General features: G+C 73.6%; 8 protein-coding genes. 7 read left to right on the forward strand and 1 reads right to left on the reverse strand.

Features of this window, described 5'->3' with window-relative positions; all coding sequences use genetic code 11:
• Window positions 1–4: 4 nt before the first annotated feature.
• From H149_RS0105635 to H149_RS19880, 7 genes are read left to right on the forward strand one after another with little or no spacing between them, the layout of a single operon-like run.
• A complete protein-coding gene (locus H149_RS0105635) occupies window positions 5–1,420 on the forward strand; it encodes an O-antigen ligase family protein (protein ID WP_020648769.1) in 1,416 nt (471 codons plus the stop codon).
• On the forward strand, window positions 1,417–2,523 hold the full coding sequence (locus H149_RS19870; RefSeq protein ID WP_020648770.1) for an acyltransferase family protein: 1,107 nt from the start codon (window positions 1,417–1,419) through the stop codon (window positions 2,521–2,523). The genes H149_RS0105635 and H149_RS19870 overlap by 4 nt, the downstream gene beginning before the upstream one ends.
• Window positions 2,520–3,968 carry an HAD family hydrolase gene (locus H149_RS0105645; protein WP_083930825.1) on the forward strand — a complete coding sequence of 483 codons (1,449 nt, stop codon included), beginning with the start codon at window positions 2,520–2,522 and terminating at the stop codon, window positions 3,966–3,968. The genes H149_RS19870 and H149_RS0105645 overlap by 4 nt, the downstream gene beginning before the upstream one ends.
• Window positions 3,965–4,888 (forward strand): glycosyltransferase, encoded by a 924-nt coding sequence (locus H149_RS0105650; RefSeq protein ID WP_020648772.1) that lies wholly within the window; start codon window positions 3,965–3,967, stop codon window positions 4,886–4,888. The genes H149_RS0105645 and H149_RS0105650 overlap by 4 nt, the downstream gene beginning before the upstream one ends.
• Window positions 4,888–6,069, forward strand: a complete 1,182-nt coding sequence (locus tag H149_RS0105655; protein WP_020648773.1) for a glycosyltransferase family 2 protein — start codon at window positions 4,888–4,890, stop codon at window positions 6,067–6,069. Before H149_RS0105650 ends, H149_RS0105655 begins: the two co-directional genes overlap by 1 nt.
• Window positions 6,066–7,370, forward strand: a complete 1,305-nt coding sequence (locus tag H149_RS23575; RefSeq protein ID WP_020648774.1) for an MATE family efflux transporter — start codon at window positions 6,066–6,068, stop codon at window positions 7,368–7,370. Before H149_RS0105655 ends, H149_RS23575 begins: the two co-directional genes overlap by 4 nt.
• Window positions 7,367–9,208 (forward strand): non-ribosomal peptide synthetase, encoded by a 1,842-nt coding sequence (locus H149_RS19880; RefSeq protein ID WP_169518312.1) that lies wholly within the window; start codon window positions 7,367–7,369, stop codon window positions 9,206–9,208. The genes H149_RS23575 and H149_RS19880 overlap by 4 nt, the downstream gene beginning before the upstream one ends.
• A gap of 137 nt (window positions 9,209–9,345) precedes the next feature.
• On the opposite strand, the gene H149_RS23090 is transcribed toward H149_RS19880, so the two are convergent.
• Complete coding sequence (locus tag H149_RS23090; protein ID WP_169518313.1) at window positions 9,346–17,820, reverse strand: hybrid non-ribosomal peptide synthetase/type I polyketide synthase; 8,475 nt, start codon at window positions 17,818–17,820, stop codon at window positions 9,346–9,348.
• Between the last annotated feature and the right edge of the window lie 40 nt (window positions 17,821–17,860).

A 17,860-nucleotide genomic window follows, 5' to 3' on the forward strand; every position in this document is an offset into this window, starting at 1 on the left:
CGCCATGTCCACCGACTCCGTCCTGCCGCTCGCCGGCGCGCCCGCCGTCACGGCGCCCGCGGCGTCGCGCCTGAGCGCCGCGCGCTGGGTCCGCGACGACCGCCACCGGCTGCTGATGTCGGTGCTGGTCTGGACCTTCCTGATCCTGCTGATCGTGCCGGACGGTTTCGACTACGCCTCGCTGCTCGGCACCGCGCCGAGTTCGGGCAGCGCCGGCAGCCGCCTGCTGTGGATGGGCCTGCTCGGCGTGTCGGCGGCCGTGATCCTGTGGCGCGCCGGCCTCGCCTGGCTGCTGCTGACGCAGTTCAACCGCTTCCTGCTGCTGTTCGCAGTGCTGGCCGCGGCCAGCGTGCTGTGGTCGATCGCGCCGGCTTTCACCGTGCGGCGCCTGGTGCGCGTCGCGACCTTCCTCGCGGTCGCTGTCGCCTACACGCTGGTGGCCTGGGACGGACGCCGCTTCCAGGATCTGCTGCGGCCGCTGATCACGCTGGTCATGTTCGGTTCGATCGCCTTCGCGCTGCTGCGCCCGGACCTCGGCGTCCACCACGAGATCGAAGCCGGCATCGCCGGCTCCTGGCGCGGCCTGACCAGCCACAAGAACACGCTCGGCATGCTCGCCGGCACCGGCGTGCTGCTGTGGGCGCACGCCGCACTGACGCGCGCGACGCGGCGCCTGCCGATGCTGATCGGCCTCGCCGCGTGCGCGTTCTGCCTGCTGATGTCGAAAAGCTCGACTTCGCTGCTGACCGTGCTGTTCACGGTGCCGCTGCTGCTGATGCTGATGCGCTCGCCGCTGGCGCTGCGCCCGTACATGCCATGGCTCGTCGCCGCGTTCTCGCTGCTGCTGGTCGTCTACGCGCTTGCCGTGCTGCGCCTGGTGCCGGGCCTCGAATGGCTGCTGAGCCCGGTCGCGGCGCTGACCGGCAAGGACCTCAGCTTCACCGGGCGCAGCGATATCTGGCAGATCGTCAGCGAGCAGGTGCGTCGCCACCCGCTGCTCGGCAGCGGCTACGGCGCCTACTGGATCGGCCCGACGCCGATGTCGCCGTCGTACGCCTTCGTGCCGCGCCTCTACTTCTATCCGGGCTCGGGCCACAACGGCTATCTCGACGTCGTCAACGACCTCGGCAGCGTCGGTCTGCTGTGCCTGCTCGGCTACCTGGCGAGCTATGTCGTGCAGGCGCTGCGTCTGCTGCGCGTCGAGCGCGAGCAGGCGGCGCTGTTCCTGGCGCTGTTCCTGCAGCACGCGGTCAGCAACTTCTCGGAATCGCACTGGTTCAGCACGCTCAGCGTCGGCTTCGCGATCATGATGCTGGCGACCGCCGCGCTGGCGCGCAGCGCGCTCGAACAGCGTCTGCGCCAAGTCTTCGGCGAGCCCGAGCTGGCAACCGCCGCGCGCAGTTCCGGAGCGCGGCCATGAGCGCCTCGCCGAATACGCGCAGCGAGCAGATCGCCTCGCTCGACGGCATCCGCGCGATCGCCGTGATGATGGTGATGGCCGCGCACGCCGGCCTCGAACACCTCGTGCCCGGCGGCCTCGGCGTGACGATCTTCTTCGTGCTCAGCGGCTATCTCATCACCACGCTGATGCGCCTCGAACAGCGCCGCACCGGCACGCTCGACTTCCGCGCCTTCTACCTGCGCCGCTTCCTGCGTCTCGGGCCGCCGCTGCTGATCGTGGTCGGCCTCGCCGGCCTCGCCGCCGCGACCGGCCTGATCGCCGGCGGCTTCTCGCGCGACGGCCTGCTGGCGGTGCTGTTCTATTACGGCAACTACCACATGATCGCGACCGACTTCGACGGCGTGCCGGCCGGCATCGGCGTGGTCTGGTCGCTCGCCGTCGAAGAGCACTACTACCTGTTCTACCCGCCGCTGGCGCTGCTGCTGATGCACCGCCGCACGCCGCGCGGCGCCGGCCTTGCGCTGCTGTCGGCCTGCGTGCTGGTGCTGGTCTGGCGGCTGATCCTGGTCCGCGCCGGTGCCTCCGAAGCCTATCTGACGATGGCGACCGACACGCGCATCGACGCGATCCTCGGCGGCTGCGCGCTCGCCTTCCTCAACAACCCGCACCTCGATCCGCCGCCGCTGCGGACGCGCCGCGATCTGGCGCTGGCGCTGGCCTGCGTCGCGCTGCTCGTTGCCAGCCTGCTGTGGCGCGACCCGCTGTTCCGGGTGACGTTGCGCTACAGCGTGCAGAGCCTCGCCGTCGCCGGCCTGCTGTGGCTTGCGGTCGCCTACGGCCGTCGCCTGCGCTGGCTCAACGCGCCGCTGCCGGTCTATCTCGGCACCGTCTCCTACACGCTCTATCTGTCGCACCAGATCATCGATCTGGCGCTGCTCAAGTACTGGCCGACGCTGCCGTGGTACGGCGTGCTGCCGCTGACGCTGGCGCTGTCGCTCGCCGTCGCCGAGCCGATGCGGCGCTGGGTCGAACGTCCGTGCGCGCGTCTGCGCCGCCAGCTGGAGCGCCGCGCGCCCGCGCGCCCGTCCGCGGTGCCGGCCCTCCTGGAGTCGGGCAAATGAGTGTTCCGCGTCCCGTGATCGTGAACCACGAAGCCGCGGCGCATGGCTACGACACCTCGTCGGCCGAAGCGCTCGCCGCGCTGCGCCTGCACGAGGGGCCGGTGCTGCTCGATCTCGACGAGACCCTGTATCTGCGCAACTCGACCGAGGACTTCCTCGACAGTGCCCGGCCGGGGCTGCTGGCGCTGCTGCTGCTGCGCCTGCTCGATCTGCTGCGGCCGTGGCGCTGGAGCGGCGGCGAGACGACGCGCGACGTCTGGCGCGTGCGCCTGCTGCTGACACTGATGCCGTGGACCGGCTCGCTGTGGCGGCGCCGCGTGCCGGCGCTGGCGCTGGCGCACGGCAACACCGCGCTGCTCGAGACGGTGCACCTGCACTGCCGCGAAGCCTGGATCGTCACCGCCGGCTTCGAGCCGATCGTACGGCCGCTGGCCGAGGCGCTCGGCTTCGACGCCGGACGCGTGCTCGCCAGCTCGCTGCACCGCTTCGAGGACCGCCGCGACGGCAAGCTGCCGCGCGTCGCCGCTGCGCTCGGCGACGAAGCCGTGCGCCGCAGTCTGGTGCTGACCGACTCGCACGACGACACGCCGCTGCTCGACGCCTGCGCGCGGCCGCTGCGCACCGTCTGGCCGGGCGCCGAGTTCCGCGCCGCGCTCGGCCGCGTCTACCTGCCGGGCCAGTACCTCACCCAGGTCAAGCGGCCCGGCGAGCGCTACATCCTGCGCGGCATCCTGCAGGAGGATTTCGCGTTCTGGCTGCTGGCCTCGCTGGCGCTGGCGGCGGCGCCGCTGCTGCACGTGCTCGGCCTCGGCGCGCTGCTGGTCTCGTTCTGGGCGGTCTACGAGATGGGCTACGTCGACAACGACCGCGTCGCCGCGCGCTACGAGCGCGAGCCGAAGCTGTCCGAGGCCTTCCATCGCGCGCCGGTGGCGACGCCGCGCCTGCTGCCGTGGCTGTGGGCGGCGGGCGCCGGCGCCGCCGGCATCTTCCTGCTGCGCTGGCCGGCGGCGCCGCTGCCCCGCGACGGCCTCGCCTGGGCAGCAACGCTGCTCGCCACTTATCTGTGGTTCGCGTTCTACAACCGCGTCGACAAGAACTCGCGCGTCTGGCTGTACCCGGGCCTGCAGCTGGCGCGCAGCATCGCCTTCGTCGCGCTGGTGCCGGTGACGATCGTCGGCATGGTCGCGCTCGCCGCGCACGTGCTGGCGCGCTGGATGCCCTACGTCGTCTACCGCAACGGCCGCTCGAACTGGCCCGAGGTGCCGTTCCACCTGCTGCGCCTGGTGTTCTTCGCGCTGCTGGCGGCGATGCTGGCGATCACCGAAGGCTGGCAGCCGTTCGTCTCGGCGACCGGCGCCGCACTGCTGGCCTGGAACCTGTTTCGCGCGCGCAGCGAGCTGGCCGCCGTGCTGCGCGCGGCGCACCGCATCGAGGAGCGCCGATGAGCGCCGGCCTGCCCCGCATCAGTATCTGCATCGCCACCTACCGGCGGCCGCAGAAGCTCGCCCTGCTGCTGCAGGATCTCGCCGCGCAGACGCTGCCGCCGACGCAGATCGTGGTCGTCGACAACGACGCCGCGCAGAGCGCGCGCGGCATCGTCGAGGCGGCACGCCGCGCCGCGCCCGACATCGCCGTGCTGTACGCGACGCAGCCCGAGAAGAACATCGCGCTGACGCGCAATCTGAGCATCGCGCTCGCCGACGGCGACTGGCTGGCGCTGGTCGACGACGACGAGCGCGCGCCGCACGACTGGCTGGCGCGCCTGGCCGAAGCCGCCGACCGCTACTGCGCCGACGGCGTGCTCGGTCCGGTGCTGCCGGTGCTGCCGGCGCATGCGCCGGACTGGATCCGCCGCGGCCGCTTCTACGACTGGACGCGCCTGCGCAGCGGCAGCGTGGTCCCGCCGAACCGCCTGCGCCTCGGCAACGCGCTGCTCTCGGCCGCGGCGCTGCGCAGCGTGCCGGGCCCTTTCGATCCGGCCTACGGCCTGACCGGCGGTGAGGACGGCGACCTGCTGGCGCGCCTGGCGCTGCTCGACGTGCGCCTGGTCTGGTGCGACGAGGCCGGCGTCCAGGAACCGGTCGACGACAGCCGCCTGTCGCTGCGCTGGCTGCTGCGCCGCGCCCTGCGCGGCGGCCAGGACTATGCCCGCCACACGCTGGCCGGCCGCTACGGACCGCCGACCCTGCGGCGCCGCGTGCAGCTCGCCGCGCGCGCCGGCGCGCAGCTGCTGCTCGCCGCGCTGCTGGTGCTGGCGATGGCACCGCTCGGCCGCCATCGCGCCGCGCGCTGGCTGGTCGCCGCTTCCGCCAACCTCGGCAAGCTCTCGCTGTTCTGGGGCTGGCACTACCGCGAGTACGCCTGATGGACGTGCTGCTGATGCTGCTGTCGCTCGCGCTCGGCGTCCCCGCCGCCGTCGCCTGCGCCTACCTGCTCGGGCTGACGCTGCTGTCGGCGCCGCTGCCGACGCCGCCGCGCTCGTCGCGGCGCCTGCGCTTCGACGTCATCGTGCCGGCGCACAACGAGGCGGCGGTGATCGCGCGCACGCTGCAGAGCCTGGCGCGCCTCGACTGGCCGGCCGAGGGCTTTCGCCGCGTGGTCGTCGCCGACAACTGCAGCGACGCGACCGCGGCGCTGGCACGCGCCGCCGGTGCGACCGTGTTCGAGCGCCACGACCTCTCGCGCCGCGGCAAGGGCTATGCGCTCGCCCACGCCTTCGCCGCGAGCGCCGCGCAGGGCTGGGCCGACGCCGTGGTCGTCGTCGATGCCGATTCGGAGGTGTCGCCGAACCTGCTCGAAGCCTTCGCCGCACGCATCGAGAACGGCGGCGCCGAGGCGCTGCAGGCGCACTACGGCGTACTCAATCCGCTGGCTTCGTGGCGCACGCGCCTGATCGAGATCGCGCACGGCTCGTTCCACGTGCTGCGCTCGCGGGCACGCGAACGGCTGGCGCTGTCCTGCGGCCTGCGCGGCAACGGCTGGTGCGTGACGCACGCGCTGCTGCGCGCGGTGCCGTTCGCGGCGTTCTCGCTGACCGAGGATCTCGAATACGGGCTGGTGCTCGGCCTGGCCGGCCGCCGCGTGCACTACGCGCACGAGGCCCGCGCCGACGCCGAGATGACGTCCAGCGCGCAGGTCGCGCTGCGCCAGCGGCAGCGCTGGGAACAGGGCCGCTTCGCGCTGGTGCGCGCCTTCACGCCGCGCCTGCTCGGCGCCTGGCTGCGCCGGCGCGAGCGCGTCGCCTTCGATCTGCTCTGCGATCTGCTGGTGCCGCCGCTGTCGTATCTGTGCCTGCACGTGCTGCTGTTCCTCGCCGTCGCCGGCGGCGCGCCGCTGGCGGTGCCGGCGCTGTGGCCGGGACTCGCCGCGGCGCTGGCCTGCGTCGCCGTGCTGGTCGTCTACGTGCTGCGCGGCTGGGCGCTCAGCGACATCGGCTGGCGCGGCGCACTGGATCTGGCGCGCGTGCCGCTGTTCCTGCTCTGGAAGCTGCGCGTGCTGGCGACGCGCGGTTTGCGCGAGTGGGTGCCGACGTCGAGACATCCATGACGACGCGCGCGCACGCGCTGCAGCGCCTGCTGCATCTGCTCGGCAGCGCGGTCGTCGGCCAGGCGCTGCTGTCGGCGGCGAATCTCGTGGTCGGCATCCTGCTGCTGCGCTACGCGCACGAGCAGCAGTACGGCCGTTACGTGCTGGTCAGCACCGCGATCCTGCTGCTCACCGCGCTGCAGGGCGCGTTCATCGGTCCGCCGCTGGTGCAGCGCCTCGCCGCGCTGTCGCGCGCCGCGCGCAACGCGCTGGCGGCCGGCGCCTGGCGCGAGCAGCGGCGGCTGATCGTCGCGCTCGCGCTGCCGTTCGCCGCGCTGCTGGCGCTGGCCGCCGGCGCCTCGACGACGGTCGCGACGCTGCTGCCGGTGACGCTCGCCGGCCTGCTCGCCGGCGCCCTGTCGCTGCGCCGCGGCCACTACCGCTTCCTGCTGCAGGCGCATCGCCATCCGTGGCCGCTGCTGGCCGGCGACGCGCTGTACGCGCTGCTGCTGGTCGCCGGCGTCGCGCTCGCCTGCCGCCGGCCGGAGGCAGCGACTGCCGCTGCCCTCGCCGTGGCGCTGGCGGCGCTGCTGTCGAGCCAGCTCAATGCCGGCGCGCTGCAGCGCCTCGAAGGCGCGACGCCGCAGGCCGCGCCCGGCGTGCTGCGCGAACTGGCGCCGCTCGGCCTGTGGTCGGCGGCCGGCGCGGCGATCCACTGGACCTTCGGCCAGGGCTACAACTATCTGGTCGCCGGCCTGCTCGACGTCGGCGCCGTCGCCGCGATCGCCGGCACGCGCCTGGTGCTGATGCCGGTCAACCTGCTCAGCACCGGCATCGGCTCGGCGCTGCTGCCGGTGACCACGGCCTGGCTGCAGCGCGAGTCGCCGCGCGCCGTGCTGCAGCGGCTCGGTCTGATCGCCGCGGTGATCGGCCTGCTCGCGCTCGCCTATTGCGCGCTGCTCTGGCAATGCCGCGACTGGCTGTACGCGGTCGTGCTGCGCAAGTCCTTCGCGCAGCGCGACGTGCTGCTGGCGCTGTGGACGGCGGCCGTCGTGGTCGCCGCGACGCGCGATCCGCTGCTGTACCTGCTGGTCGCCCGCCAGCGCCTGCGCGCCCTGACGCTGCTGACCGGCGTGTCGGCGCTCGCCGCGGTCGGCGCGATCGTCGCCGCCGTGCCCCACTACGGCGCGCCCGGCGCGGTCGCCGGCGTGCTGATCGGCGAATGCACGAGCCTCGCCGGCGTGCTGCTGCTGAGCTGGCGCGAAACGCGCAGCGCGGACGCGCCGGCAGCGGCCGCCGCGCCCCTGGAGATGACGACATGAAAGCCCCGCTCCCCGAAGCCCTGTGTCGCGACGTGGTCGCGGTGTTCCGCGACCGCGTGCGCGAGAACCCGGCGGCGATCGCGCTGCACGCCGAACGGCCGATCAGCTACGCCGAACTCGATGCGCGCGCGGCGGCGATCGCCGCCGCGCTGCAGGCGCGCGGCATCGGCCGCGGCGCGATCGTCGGCCTCTGCGTGCAGCGCTCGGCCGACGCCATCGCCGCGCTGCTCGGCGTGCTGCGCTGCGGCGCCGCCTACCTGCCGTTCGACGTCGGCTATCCGCCGGCGCTGCTGCAACGCATCCACGCCGACGCACGGCCGGCGCTGATGCTGGTCGACGCCGCCTCGGAGCGGCTCGCGTTCTGGGCCGGCGAGCCCTTGCGGCTGGCGTCGATCGAGGCCTCGGCGGCGGCGCCGGCCGACGTCGCCATCGGCGTCGACGATCCGGCCTACGTGATGTACACCTCCGGCTCGACCGGCACGCCCAAGGGCGTCGTCGTGCCGCACCGCGGCATCGTGCGCCTGGTGCGCGAGACCGACTACGCCGACTTCTCGCGCGATCAGGTCTTCCTGCAATGGTCGCCGCTCGCCTTCGACGCCTCGACCTTCGAGATCTGGGGGGCGCTGCTCAACGGCGCGTCGCTGGCGATCGCCGATCCCGCCGCCGCCTCGCTCGACGAGCTGGCGATGACGATCCTGCATCACCGCGTCAGCACGCTGTGGCTCACCGCCGGCGTCTTCCACCTGATGGTCGAGCACCATCCGCACGCGCTGCGGCCGCTGCGCCAGCTGCTCGCCGGCGGCGACGTGCTGTCGCCCGCGCACGTGCGCCGCGCGCTCGACGCGGCGCCGGCCTGCACGCTGATCAACGGCTACGGCCCGACCGAGAACACCACCTTCACCTGCTGCTACCGCGTGCCGCGCGATCTCGCCGACGGCCCGCTGCCGATCGGCCGGCCGATCGCGAATACCACGGTGCACGTGCTCGACGAGGACGGCCGGCCGGTGCCGGCGGGCGAGCCCGGCGAGCTCTACGCCGGCGGCGCCGGCGTCGCGCTCGGCTATCTGAACCGCCCCGACCTCAACGCCGAACGCTTCGTCGCCAACCCGTTCGGGCCCGGCACGCTGTACCGCAGCGGCGACCGCGTGCGCCTGCGCGAGGACGGTGTCTACGAATTCCTCGGCCGCGCCGACCGCCAGGTCAAGATCAACGGCAAGCGCGTCGAGCTCGACGACATCGAGGCTGCGCTGCGCCACACCGGCCTGGTCTCGGATGCGGCCGTCGTCGCCCGCGAACTCGGGCCCGCGCAGAAACGCCTCGAAGCCTACGTCAGCGGCGCCGCCGCCGAACCGCAGGCGCTGCGCGCCGTGCTGCGCACGCAGCTGCCGGACTACATGCAGCCGGCGCTGCTGACGCGCCTCGACGCGCTGCCGCTGACGCCGACCGGCAAGATCGATCGCCGCGCGCTGCTCGCGCTGGCGCCGCCGTCACCGGCGCCCGCCGCCGCGGCGCCGCCCGGCGACGAGGTCGAGGCCGCGCTGCTGGCGCTCTGGCGCCGGGTGCTGCAGCGTCCGCAGATCGGGCTCGACGACAACTTCTTCGATCTCGGCGGCAGCTCGCTGCAGCTGCTCGAGCTGCACGCCGCGCTCCGCGCCGGCCTCAAACCCGACGCCGCGCTCGTCGACCTGTTCCGCCACACCCGCGTGCGCCAGCAGGCGCAATGGATCCGCGGCGCCGAAACGAGACCCGGCCGCGCCGACCCGGCGCTGCGCGAGCGGCAGCGGCGCGCGGCGCTGGCGTCGGCGAAGACGCGCGCCCGCGGTCCGGCCAAGGCCTGATCGCGACCGCGAAGACCTGGCCCCTGGACCGGGGGCCGGCACGCGCGGCGCGCGCCCGCTCGTCGTCGTCGGCACGCAACGCGCAGCGACCTCCGGCGGTTTCGCGTGCGCACTGCGAGCGGCCCGCATATCGCTGTTCAGAACATCGAGGACTTTGCTGCGCCGCTGCGGCGGCACGCGCCAGCCGGGCGGCAACCTCGCGCCGGGCAGCGGACGAACGATCGCGCCGATCCGCCACGGCGTCGCCGGCGCGTCGGCTTGCGGCGGCAACGCCTCGACGGTGGATCGCCGGACCCGCCACGCGGTCCGGACGGCGCGTGGCTCAGCCCGCGCGACGATCGCCGCGCACGCCCGCAGCGCCGGGCTTGGCGACGCGGGCGCGACGTTCGTGCGCCGGCCGCGCCCGCCAGCCGCGCCAGCCGCGCAGGACGTCGCCCAGCAGGCTCGGCTGCCAGGTGCGCACGCACAGCGTCGCGCCGTCGAAATTCATGCGGTATTCGACGATGCCGCTGCGGCGTTCGCGCGCGAGCAGGCCATCGTCGACCATTTCCTGCAGCACCAGCGGCAGGTCGCTGGCGCGCAGCCCGGTCTGCCGCCATTCGCGCTCGAAGGCTTCTTCGCCGAGCGGCTCGGGCTGCGCGCCGCCGATGTCGCGGAACAGGCGGATCAGGGCGAGGCGGCGCGCCTGGCGGTCGACGATCATCGCCGGCTCCGCCGCCGCAGCGCCGGCCGCCCCTGTGCCGCCGGCGCGCGGCGCTCAGGCATCGGCCGCCTCCGCGGCTTCGGCCTGCGCATCGAGCTGCGCGGCGAGCCGGAGCACCGTGCGCTGGCGCAGCAGGTCGCGGGCGCCGAGCGCAAGACCCTGGCGCCGCGCGCGCAACGATCTGGAACAGCTGGATCGAGTCGGCACCGAGCGACAGCAGATCGGTGTCGATGCCGATCGCGTCGCGGCCGAGCACTTCGCGCCAGATCGCGAGCAGGCGCGTCTCCGTCGCCGTGCCCGGCGCCTGCGGCGCGGCCGCCGGCGCTGCGGCGGCGGCGCCGAGCGGTGCCGCCACGAGGCGCTGGCGGTCGAGCTTGCCGTTCGGCGTCAGCGGCAACGCGTCGACGCGCTGCCAGCGCGTCGGCACCATGTAGCCGGGCAGCTGCGCCGCCAGCGTCTCGCGCAGCGACGCCGGATCCGGATCGGCGCCGGCCGCGGCCACGTAGAACGCGACCAGCGCCGGTGCGCCGTCATCGTCGCGCAGCGCAACCGCCGCCGCGGCGACGCCCGGCTGGCGCGCCAGCGCGGTCTCGATCTCGCCAAGCTCGATGCGGAAGCCGCGCAGCTTGACCTGCTGGTCGAGACGGCCGAACACCAGCGTGTCACCGTCGGCCAGACGCTGCGCGAGATCGCCGGTGCGATACAGGCGCCCTTCACCGAACGGATTGGCGATGAAGCGCTCGGCCGTCAGTTCGGGACGGCGGTGATAGCCGCGCGCGACGCCGTCGCCGCCGATGCACAGCTCGCCCGGCACGCCGGCCGGCAGCGCCTGGCCGTGCGCGTCGAGGATGTAGAACTGCGTGTTGGCGATCGGCTTGCCGACACTGATCGGCGCGCCGTCGGCGAGAACTTCGGTGCACGAGGACCAGATCGTCGTCTCGGTCGGCCCGTACAGGTTCCACAGCCGGCCGCCGCCGGCAAGCAGGCGGTCGGCGAGCTCGCGCGTCAGCGGCTCGCCGCCGCAGAGCATGCGAAAGCCGGGCGCCGATTCGAAGCCGGCTTCCAGCAGCAGGCGCCAGCCCGACGGCGTCGCCTGCATGACGTTGGCCCGCGCTGCGCGCAGCCGCGCCAGCATCTGGAAGCCGTCGGCGAGATCGTCGGCGTCGGCGACGATCGTGCAGGCGCCGACACTGAGCGGCAGGAACAGCTCCAGTGCGGCGATGTCGAACGCGATCGTGGTGGTCGCGAACAGGCGATCGTCCTCGTGCAGGCCGGGCATCCGCGCCATCGATGTCAGGAAGTTGACGACCGAGCGATGCGTGATCTCGACGCCCTTCGGCGTGCCGGTCGAACCCGAGGTGTAGATCACGTAGGCGAGATCACCGGCGTCGGCCGTCAGCGCCGGCGCCTGCGCCGGCGCAGCGGCGATCGCCTCGGCGGCCTGCACGAGATCAATCGTCGGCACGTCGTCGGCGAGGCCGTCGAGCGCGTCGCGCGTATCGGTCAGCAGCACCAGCACGCCGGCCTCGTCGAGGATCTGGCGCAGGCGCGCCGGCGGATAGCCGAGATCGAGCGGCACGTAGGCGCAGCCGGCCTTCCAGACGCCGAGCAGCAGCGCCGGCAGCAGCGCCGAGCGCCGCACGGCGACGCCGATCAGGCCGCGTTCGCCACCGAGCGTGGCACGCAGATGCTGGGCGATGCGGTTGGCGAGCGCGTCGAGCTGCGCGTAGCTGTACTCGATCTCGCCGCCGCGCACCGCCGGCGCCTGCGGACGTCGCCGCGCCTGCGCTTCGATGAGCTGATGCACGCACAGCGCCTGCGCGTACGGGGCGGCCGTCGCCTGCTGCGCGTCGAGCAACTCGCGGCGCGCCTGCGACGGCAGCCAGTCGAGCGTGGCGACCGCGCGCTCGCCGCCGGCGACGAAGCCTTCCAGCAGCGCCGCGTAGCTGTCGAGCCAGCGCCCGATGGTCGCCGCGTCGTAGAGCCCGCGGTTGTAGTCGCAGTCCAGGCGCAGGCCCTGCGGCGATTCGATGACGTTGAGGAACAGATCGAAGTTGACGTAGGCCTTCGGGTTCGGCGCGGTGTTCAGCGTCAGGCCGTCGGCCTGCAGCGTGCCGGCCAGCCGTTCGAGGTTGAACTGCACCTCGGTCAGCGGCAGGCGGTTGGCCTGGCGCGGCAGCGCGAGACCGCGCACCAGCGTGCCGAGCGTGTAGTCCTGGTGCTCGTAGGCGTCGAGCACGGAGCGCGACACGCCGCCGAGCAGTTCGGCGACCGTGGTCCGCTCGTCCCAGCGCACGCGCAGCGGCAGGAAGTTCACGCAGTGCCCGACCAGCGCATCCTCGCCGACCATCGACTGCCCCGCCGTCGGCACGCCGACGACCACGTCGCGGCTGCCGCCGAGCCGGCCGACCAGCGCGCCGAACGCGGCGAGCAGCGTCGCGAACAGCGTGCTGCCGTGCCGGGCGCCGGCCTTCTTCACGGCCGCCGCGAACGCGGCGTCCAGATGCCGCGTCTGGGTCGCGCCCTCGTAGCGGCGCAGCGCCGGACGCGGCCGGTCGGTCGGCAGCTCCAGCACCGCCGGCGGCGGCGTGAACTGGGCCTGCCAGTAGGCCTCGGTCGCGGCCAGCGCCGACGCCTCGCGGCGGCGCTCACGGCGCGCGTAGTCGGCGAACTGCGGCGCCGGCGCCAGGCCGGCGTCGCGACCCTCGCGCGCGGCGGCATACAGCGTGCGCAGCTCGTCGACCAGCACGTTGATCGACCAGCCGTCGCAGATGATGTGGTGCGCGCTCAGCAGCAGCGCGTGCGACTGCGGCCCCAGGCGTACCAGCTGGGCGCGGATCACCGGCCCGTCGACGAGATCGAACGGCGTCGCCGCGTCGCTGGCGATCAGCGCGTCGAGCCGCGCTTCGGCGCGCTCCGGGTGGCCGCCCGACAGATCGACGAGCGGACAGCTCATCGGCGCCGGCGGCGCCACGCACTGCGACTCGCCGGTCGGCGCGAAGCGCAGGCGCAGCGCGTCGTGCCGCGCCATCAGCGCGTCGAGCGCGCGCTGCAGCGCGGCGCCGTCGAGCGCGCCGTCGAGGCGCACGGTGACCGACTCGTTGAACGCGCACGACGCCTCGTCGCCGAGCTGCGCGGCGAGCCAGATTTCGAGCTGGCTCTCGGTCAGCGGCAGCGTGCCGCCGTCGTCGGGCTGCGGCGGCGTGAAGATGCCGACCTCGGCCATCGCCGCGAGGCTGTCGCGGAACGCCTCGACGATCTGGCGCAGGTCGTCGTCGCTGTGCGCCGTGGTCAGGAAGCACGGGAAGCCGTCCTGCAGCAGCACGCCGCGCAGGCGCAGATGGTGGTACAGCAGCGGCGCCAGCGGATGCTGGCCGTGGACGCTGAAGTAGAAGAAGCTGCTGAACTGCTCGATCGTCGCCTCGACGCCGTAGCGCGCGAACAGGCGGCGCAGCTCGGCGACCAGGCCGGCGGTACGCGCGCCGAGCATCTCCTGCAGCTGCGGGCCTTCGGCGCGAATGCGTTCGAGCACCGCGGCAGCGGCGGCGAGCGCCAGCGGATGACGCACGAAGGTGCCAGCGAAGAAGGTCACGCCGGTCTCCGGGAACGAGTCGTCGCCGTAGCGCCAGGCGCCGCCGTCGAGGGCGTCCATGAAGCGCGCCTTGCCGGCGAGGATGCCGATCGGCAGGCCGCCGCCGACGACCTTGCCGTAGGTGGCGAGGTCGGCGTGAATGCCGATCAGGCCCTGCACGCCGGCCGGATGCGCGCGAAAGCCGGTGACGACCTCGTCCATCACGAACGCGGTACCCGAGGCCTCGGTGATGCGGCGCAGCTCGCGCAGGAACTCGTAGGGCTGCAGCGCCGGATGGCGGCTCTGCACCGGCTCGACGATCACCGCCGCCAGTTCGCTGGCGTGGTTGCGAATCCACTGCAGCGATTCATCGCTGCCGTATTCGAGCACGACCATGTTCGACACCGCCGCGGCGGGAATGCCGCTGGCGACCGGCATCGGCCGCGGCTCGCCGCCGGCGCGGCGCACGCCCTTGACCAGCACTTCGTCGAACTGGCCGTGGTAGTCGCCGCCGAAGATCACGACGCGCTCGCGGCCGGTGACGGCGCGGGCCAGGCGCATCGCCGCCATCACCGCCTCCGAGCCGGTGTTGCAGAACGTCACGCGCTCGTTGCCGGTGAGCTCGGCGAACAGTGCCGCGACCGGCCCGGCGAGTTCGGCTTGCGGGCCGATCGCGAAACCCTTGTCGAGCTGCGCCTTGACCGCGTCGACGACGAAGTCCGGCGCGTGGCCGAAGAAGGTCTGGCCGTAACCGTTGACGAGGTCGATGTAGACATTGCCGTCGGCATCCCAGACCTTCGAGCCGGCGGCGCGCGTGCAGACCAGCGGATAGACCAGCTCCTTCCACTCGGAGCGGAAGCCGGACGCGGCGCGCGGATCGGCCAGCACCGGGCGGAACTGCTGGGTGCTGGCCTTGGAACCGGCGGCGCGCGCGGTGCAGCGCGCGACCAGTTCGTCGAGATGGCGACGCTGCGCGTCGCTGATCGTGCCACCGGCCTGACGCTTCGCCGGCGTGTAGACCTGGAAGCGCGAAGCGCCGGTCTCGGTGAGCGGCGCGCCGGCGTCGTCGGCGACGGGCGCGGCCGGCGCCGCGGCGGCGGCGCTCGCTGCGGCCGGCGCCGGCGACGGCGCGCCGGCCGGCCGCTGCTCGCGCAGCGCTTCGAGCTGGCGGTCGATCAGCGCCGACATCGCCTTGAGCTGGTCGCGGAACACCGACTCGATCTCGCCGCTCGACAGACGCGCGCTGTCCGGCACCGCACCGCCGGCAGCAGCCGCTGCCGGCGCGGGCGCCGGCGGCGCCGCGGTGCCCGGCAGCTGCGCGGCGAGCAGCGCGGCCAGCGCGGCGCGCGACGGATGCTCGTTGAGCAGCTGGCGGAAGGTCACGCGCACGCCGAACTGGCTTTGCACGCGCTGCGCGACCTGCGTCAGGAACAGCGAGTCGAAGCCCATCTCGAGGAAGGACGTGGCGGCATCGTAGCCGTCGAGGCTCTGCCCGGAGAGTTCTTCGAGCAGGTCGGTCAGCTGACGGATCAGCGGTTCATGGGTCATGGCGGAGGACTCTGGCGCCGCGAGCGCGGCGGTTGCGGTTGGCGTGACGGACGGGAGATCGGCAACGGATGCGGACACGGATGCAGCGGCAGCGGCCGCGGCGGCGGGCGGCGCGTCGATCCAGTAGCGGCGGCGCTGGAACGGATAGCCGGGCAGCGCGACGCGACGGCGGCGCTGGCCGTGCACGGCGGCCCAGTCGGGATCGCAGCCGGCCGCCCACAGCTCGCCGAGCGTGGCGACCAGCTGGCGCAGATCGCCGCCGGCGCCGTCGGCTTCCGGCAGCGAGTGCAGCGCGCGCAGCTTGCCGCGCGCCGCCTGCAAGGCCAGCGTCGACAGCGTCTGGCCGGGGCCGACTTCGAGCAGCAGGACCGGCCCCGGCAGGTCGAGCAGCGTGGCGATGCCGTCGGCGAAGCGCACCGGCTCGCGCGCATGGCGCGCCCAGTAGTCGGCCGAGCCTGCCTCGTCCGGCTGCGCCCAGTCGCCGCTGACGCAGGAGATGTAGCGCGTCGCCGGCGTGCCGAGCGGGCGCGCCGCGATCGTCTCGCGCAGCGGCGCGACGATCGGGTCGATCGCCGGCGAATGGAAGGCGTGCGAGGTGTGCAGGCGGCGGCTGACGACGCCGCGCGCCTCGAGCGCGATCTCGAACGCGGCGACCGCGTCGCCGGCACCCGACACCACGCACAGGTTCGGGCCGTTGACGGCAGCGATGCTCAGCGCCGCCGGCAGCAGCGCGCGCAGCTCGGCCTCCGGCAGGCGCACCGCCAGCATCGCCCCGCCCGGCAGCGCCTGCATCAGCCGCGCGCGCGTGGCGACGATGGTCAGCGCGTCCTCGAGCGTCAGCACGCCGGCGAGCGTCGCGGCGACGAATTCGCCGAGGCTGTGGCCGATCATCGCGTCGGGGCGGATGCCCCAGCTGATCCACAGCCGCGCCAGCGCATACTCGACGGCGAACAGCGCCGGCTGCGCGGCGACCGTCGCGCGCAGGCGCGCCGCCGCCTCGGCCGTGTTCTGCATCGGGTACAGCAGCTCGCGCAGGTCGTAGCCGAGCAGCGGTTCGAGCAGCGTCGCACAGCGGTCGATCTCGGCCGCGAACGCCGGCAGCTTCTCGTACAGCTCGCGCGCCATCTGCGGGTACTGCGCGCCCTGGCCCGGGAACATGAAGACCACGGTCGGCGTCTGCTGTGCGTCGGCGCCGGCCGCCGGTGCCGCCTCGGCCAGCCGCGCGATCGCTTCGCCGCGCTCGTCGGCGACCACGAAGGCACGCTTCTCGAAACGGCGGCGGCCGGTCTGCAGCGACCAGGCGACGTCGTCGAGCGCGTCGCCGTGCTGCTGCAGATGCGCGGCGAGCCGTGCGCGCGCGGCGGCGAGCGCGGCATCGCTGCGCGCCGACAGTGTCAGCAGCTGCGGCAGTGCCGACGCCTGCGGCGCGCGCCAGTCGCCATCGTGCGGCGCCTCCTCGAGCACGACGTGCACGTTGGTGCCGCCGACGCCGAGCGAGCTGACCGCGGCGCGGCGCGGCGCGTCGCCGCGCCGCCAGTCGCGCAGCTCGGCGTTGACGAAGAACGGCGACTGCGCGAAATCGATCTGCGGGTTCGGCTGCCGGTAGTGCAGCGTCGGCGGCAGCTGGCCGTGATGCAGCGCCAGCGCCGTCTTGATCAGGCCGGTGACGCCGGCGGCGGCGTCGAGATGGCCGATGTTGCTCTTCGCCGAGCCGACCGCGCAGAACTGGCGCGCGTCGGTTTCGGCGCCATAGACCTTGCTCAGCGCGGCGATCTCGATCGGATCGCCGAGCGGCGTCGCCGTGCCGTGGCACTCGACGTAGCCGATCGAACGCGCCGGCACGTCGGCGGCGGCGAGCGCCATCGCGATCGCGCCGGCCTGACCGTCGACGCTCGGCGCCGTGAAGCCGATCTTGCCGGCGCCGTCGTTGTTGATGCCGCAGCCGCGGATCACGCCGTAGATGCGATCGCCGTCGGCGAGCGCGTCGGCGAGCCGCTTGAGCAGCACGACGCCGGCGCCGCTGCCGAACACGGTGCCGCTGGCCTCGGCGTCGAACGCGCGGCAGTGGCCGTCGGCCGAGGCCATGCCGCCTTCCTGATGCAGATAGCCGCGGCGCTGCGGGAAGGTGATCGACACGCCGCCGGCGAGCGCCGCGTCGCACTGGTAGAGCTGCAGGCTCTGGCAGGCCTGGGCGATCGCCACCAGCGAGGTCGAGCAGGCGCTCTGCACGGTGAAGCTCGGGCCGCGCAGGTCGAGCTTGTAGGACACGCGCGTGGCCAGGAACTCGCGGCCGGCGCCGACCAGCGTCGGATAGCAGCCGAGCTGGAAGTTGCTGGTGAATTCCTCCAGCGCCTGGCGATCGCGGCAGACATGGTGGAGGAAATAGGTATTCATGCTGCAGCCGGCGAACACGCCGATCGGTCCGTCGTGGCGCGTCGGGTCGCAGCCGCCGTCCTCGAGCGCTTGCCAGGCACATTCGAGGAACACGCGGTGCTGCGGATCGGTCAGCTCCGCCTCGCGCGCATACATGCCGAAGAAGTCGGCGTCGAACTGGTCGACGTCGTCCAGCACCGAGTGCGCGGCGACGAAGTTCGGCGCGCGATGCACGGCGTCGCCGAAGCGATCTTCGAGCTCGTCGAGCCGGAACTGCGCGATCGACTCGACGCCAGCGACGAGATTGCGCCAGAAAGCGTCGACGCCGTCGGCGCCCGGGAAGCGCCCGGCCATGCCGACGATGGCGATGCCGTCGGGCGCGGCGCCCTCGCCTTCGTCCCGTCCCTCGTCCCGCATCCCGCTATCGTCCATGCCGGTCATGAGCATTTCTCACCTG

Source organism: Solimonas variicoloris DSM 15731, from assembly GCF_000382285.1.
Lineage (GTDB): Bacteria > Pseudomonadota > Gammaproteobacteria > Nevskiales > Nevskiaceae > Solimonas > Solimonas variicoloris.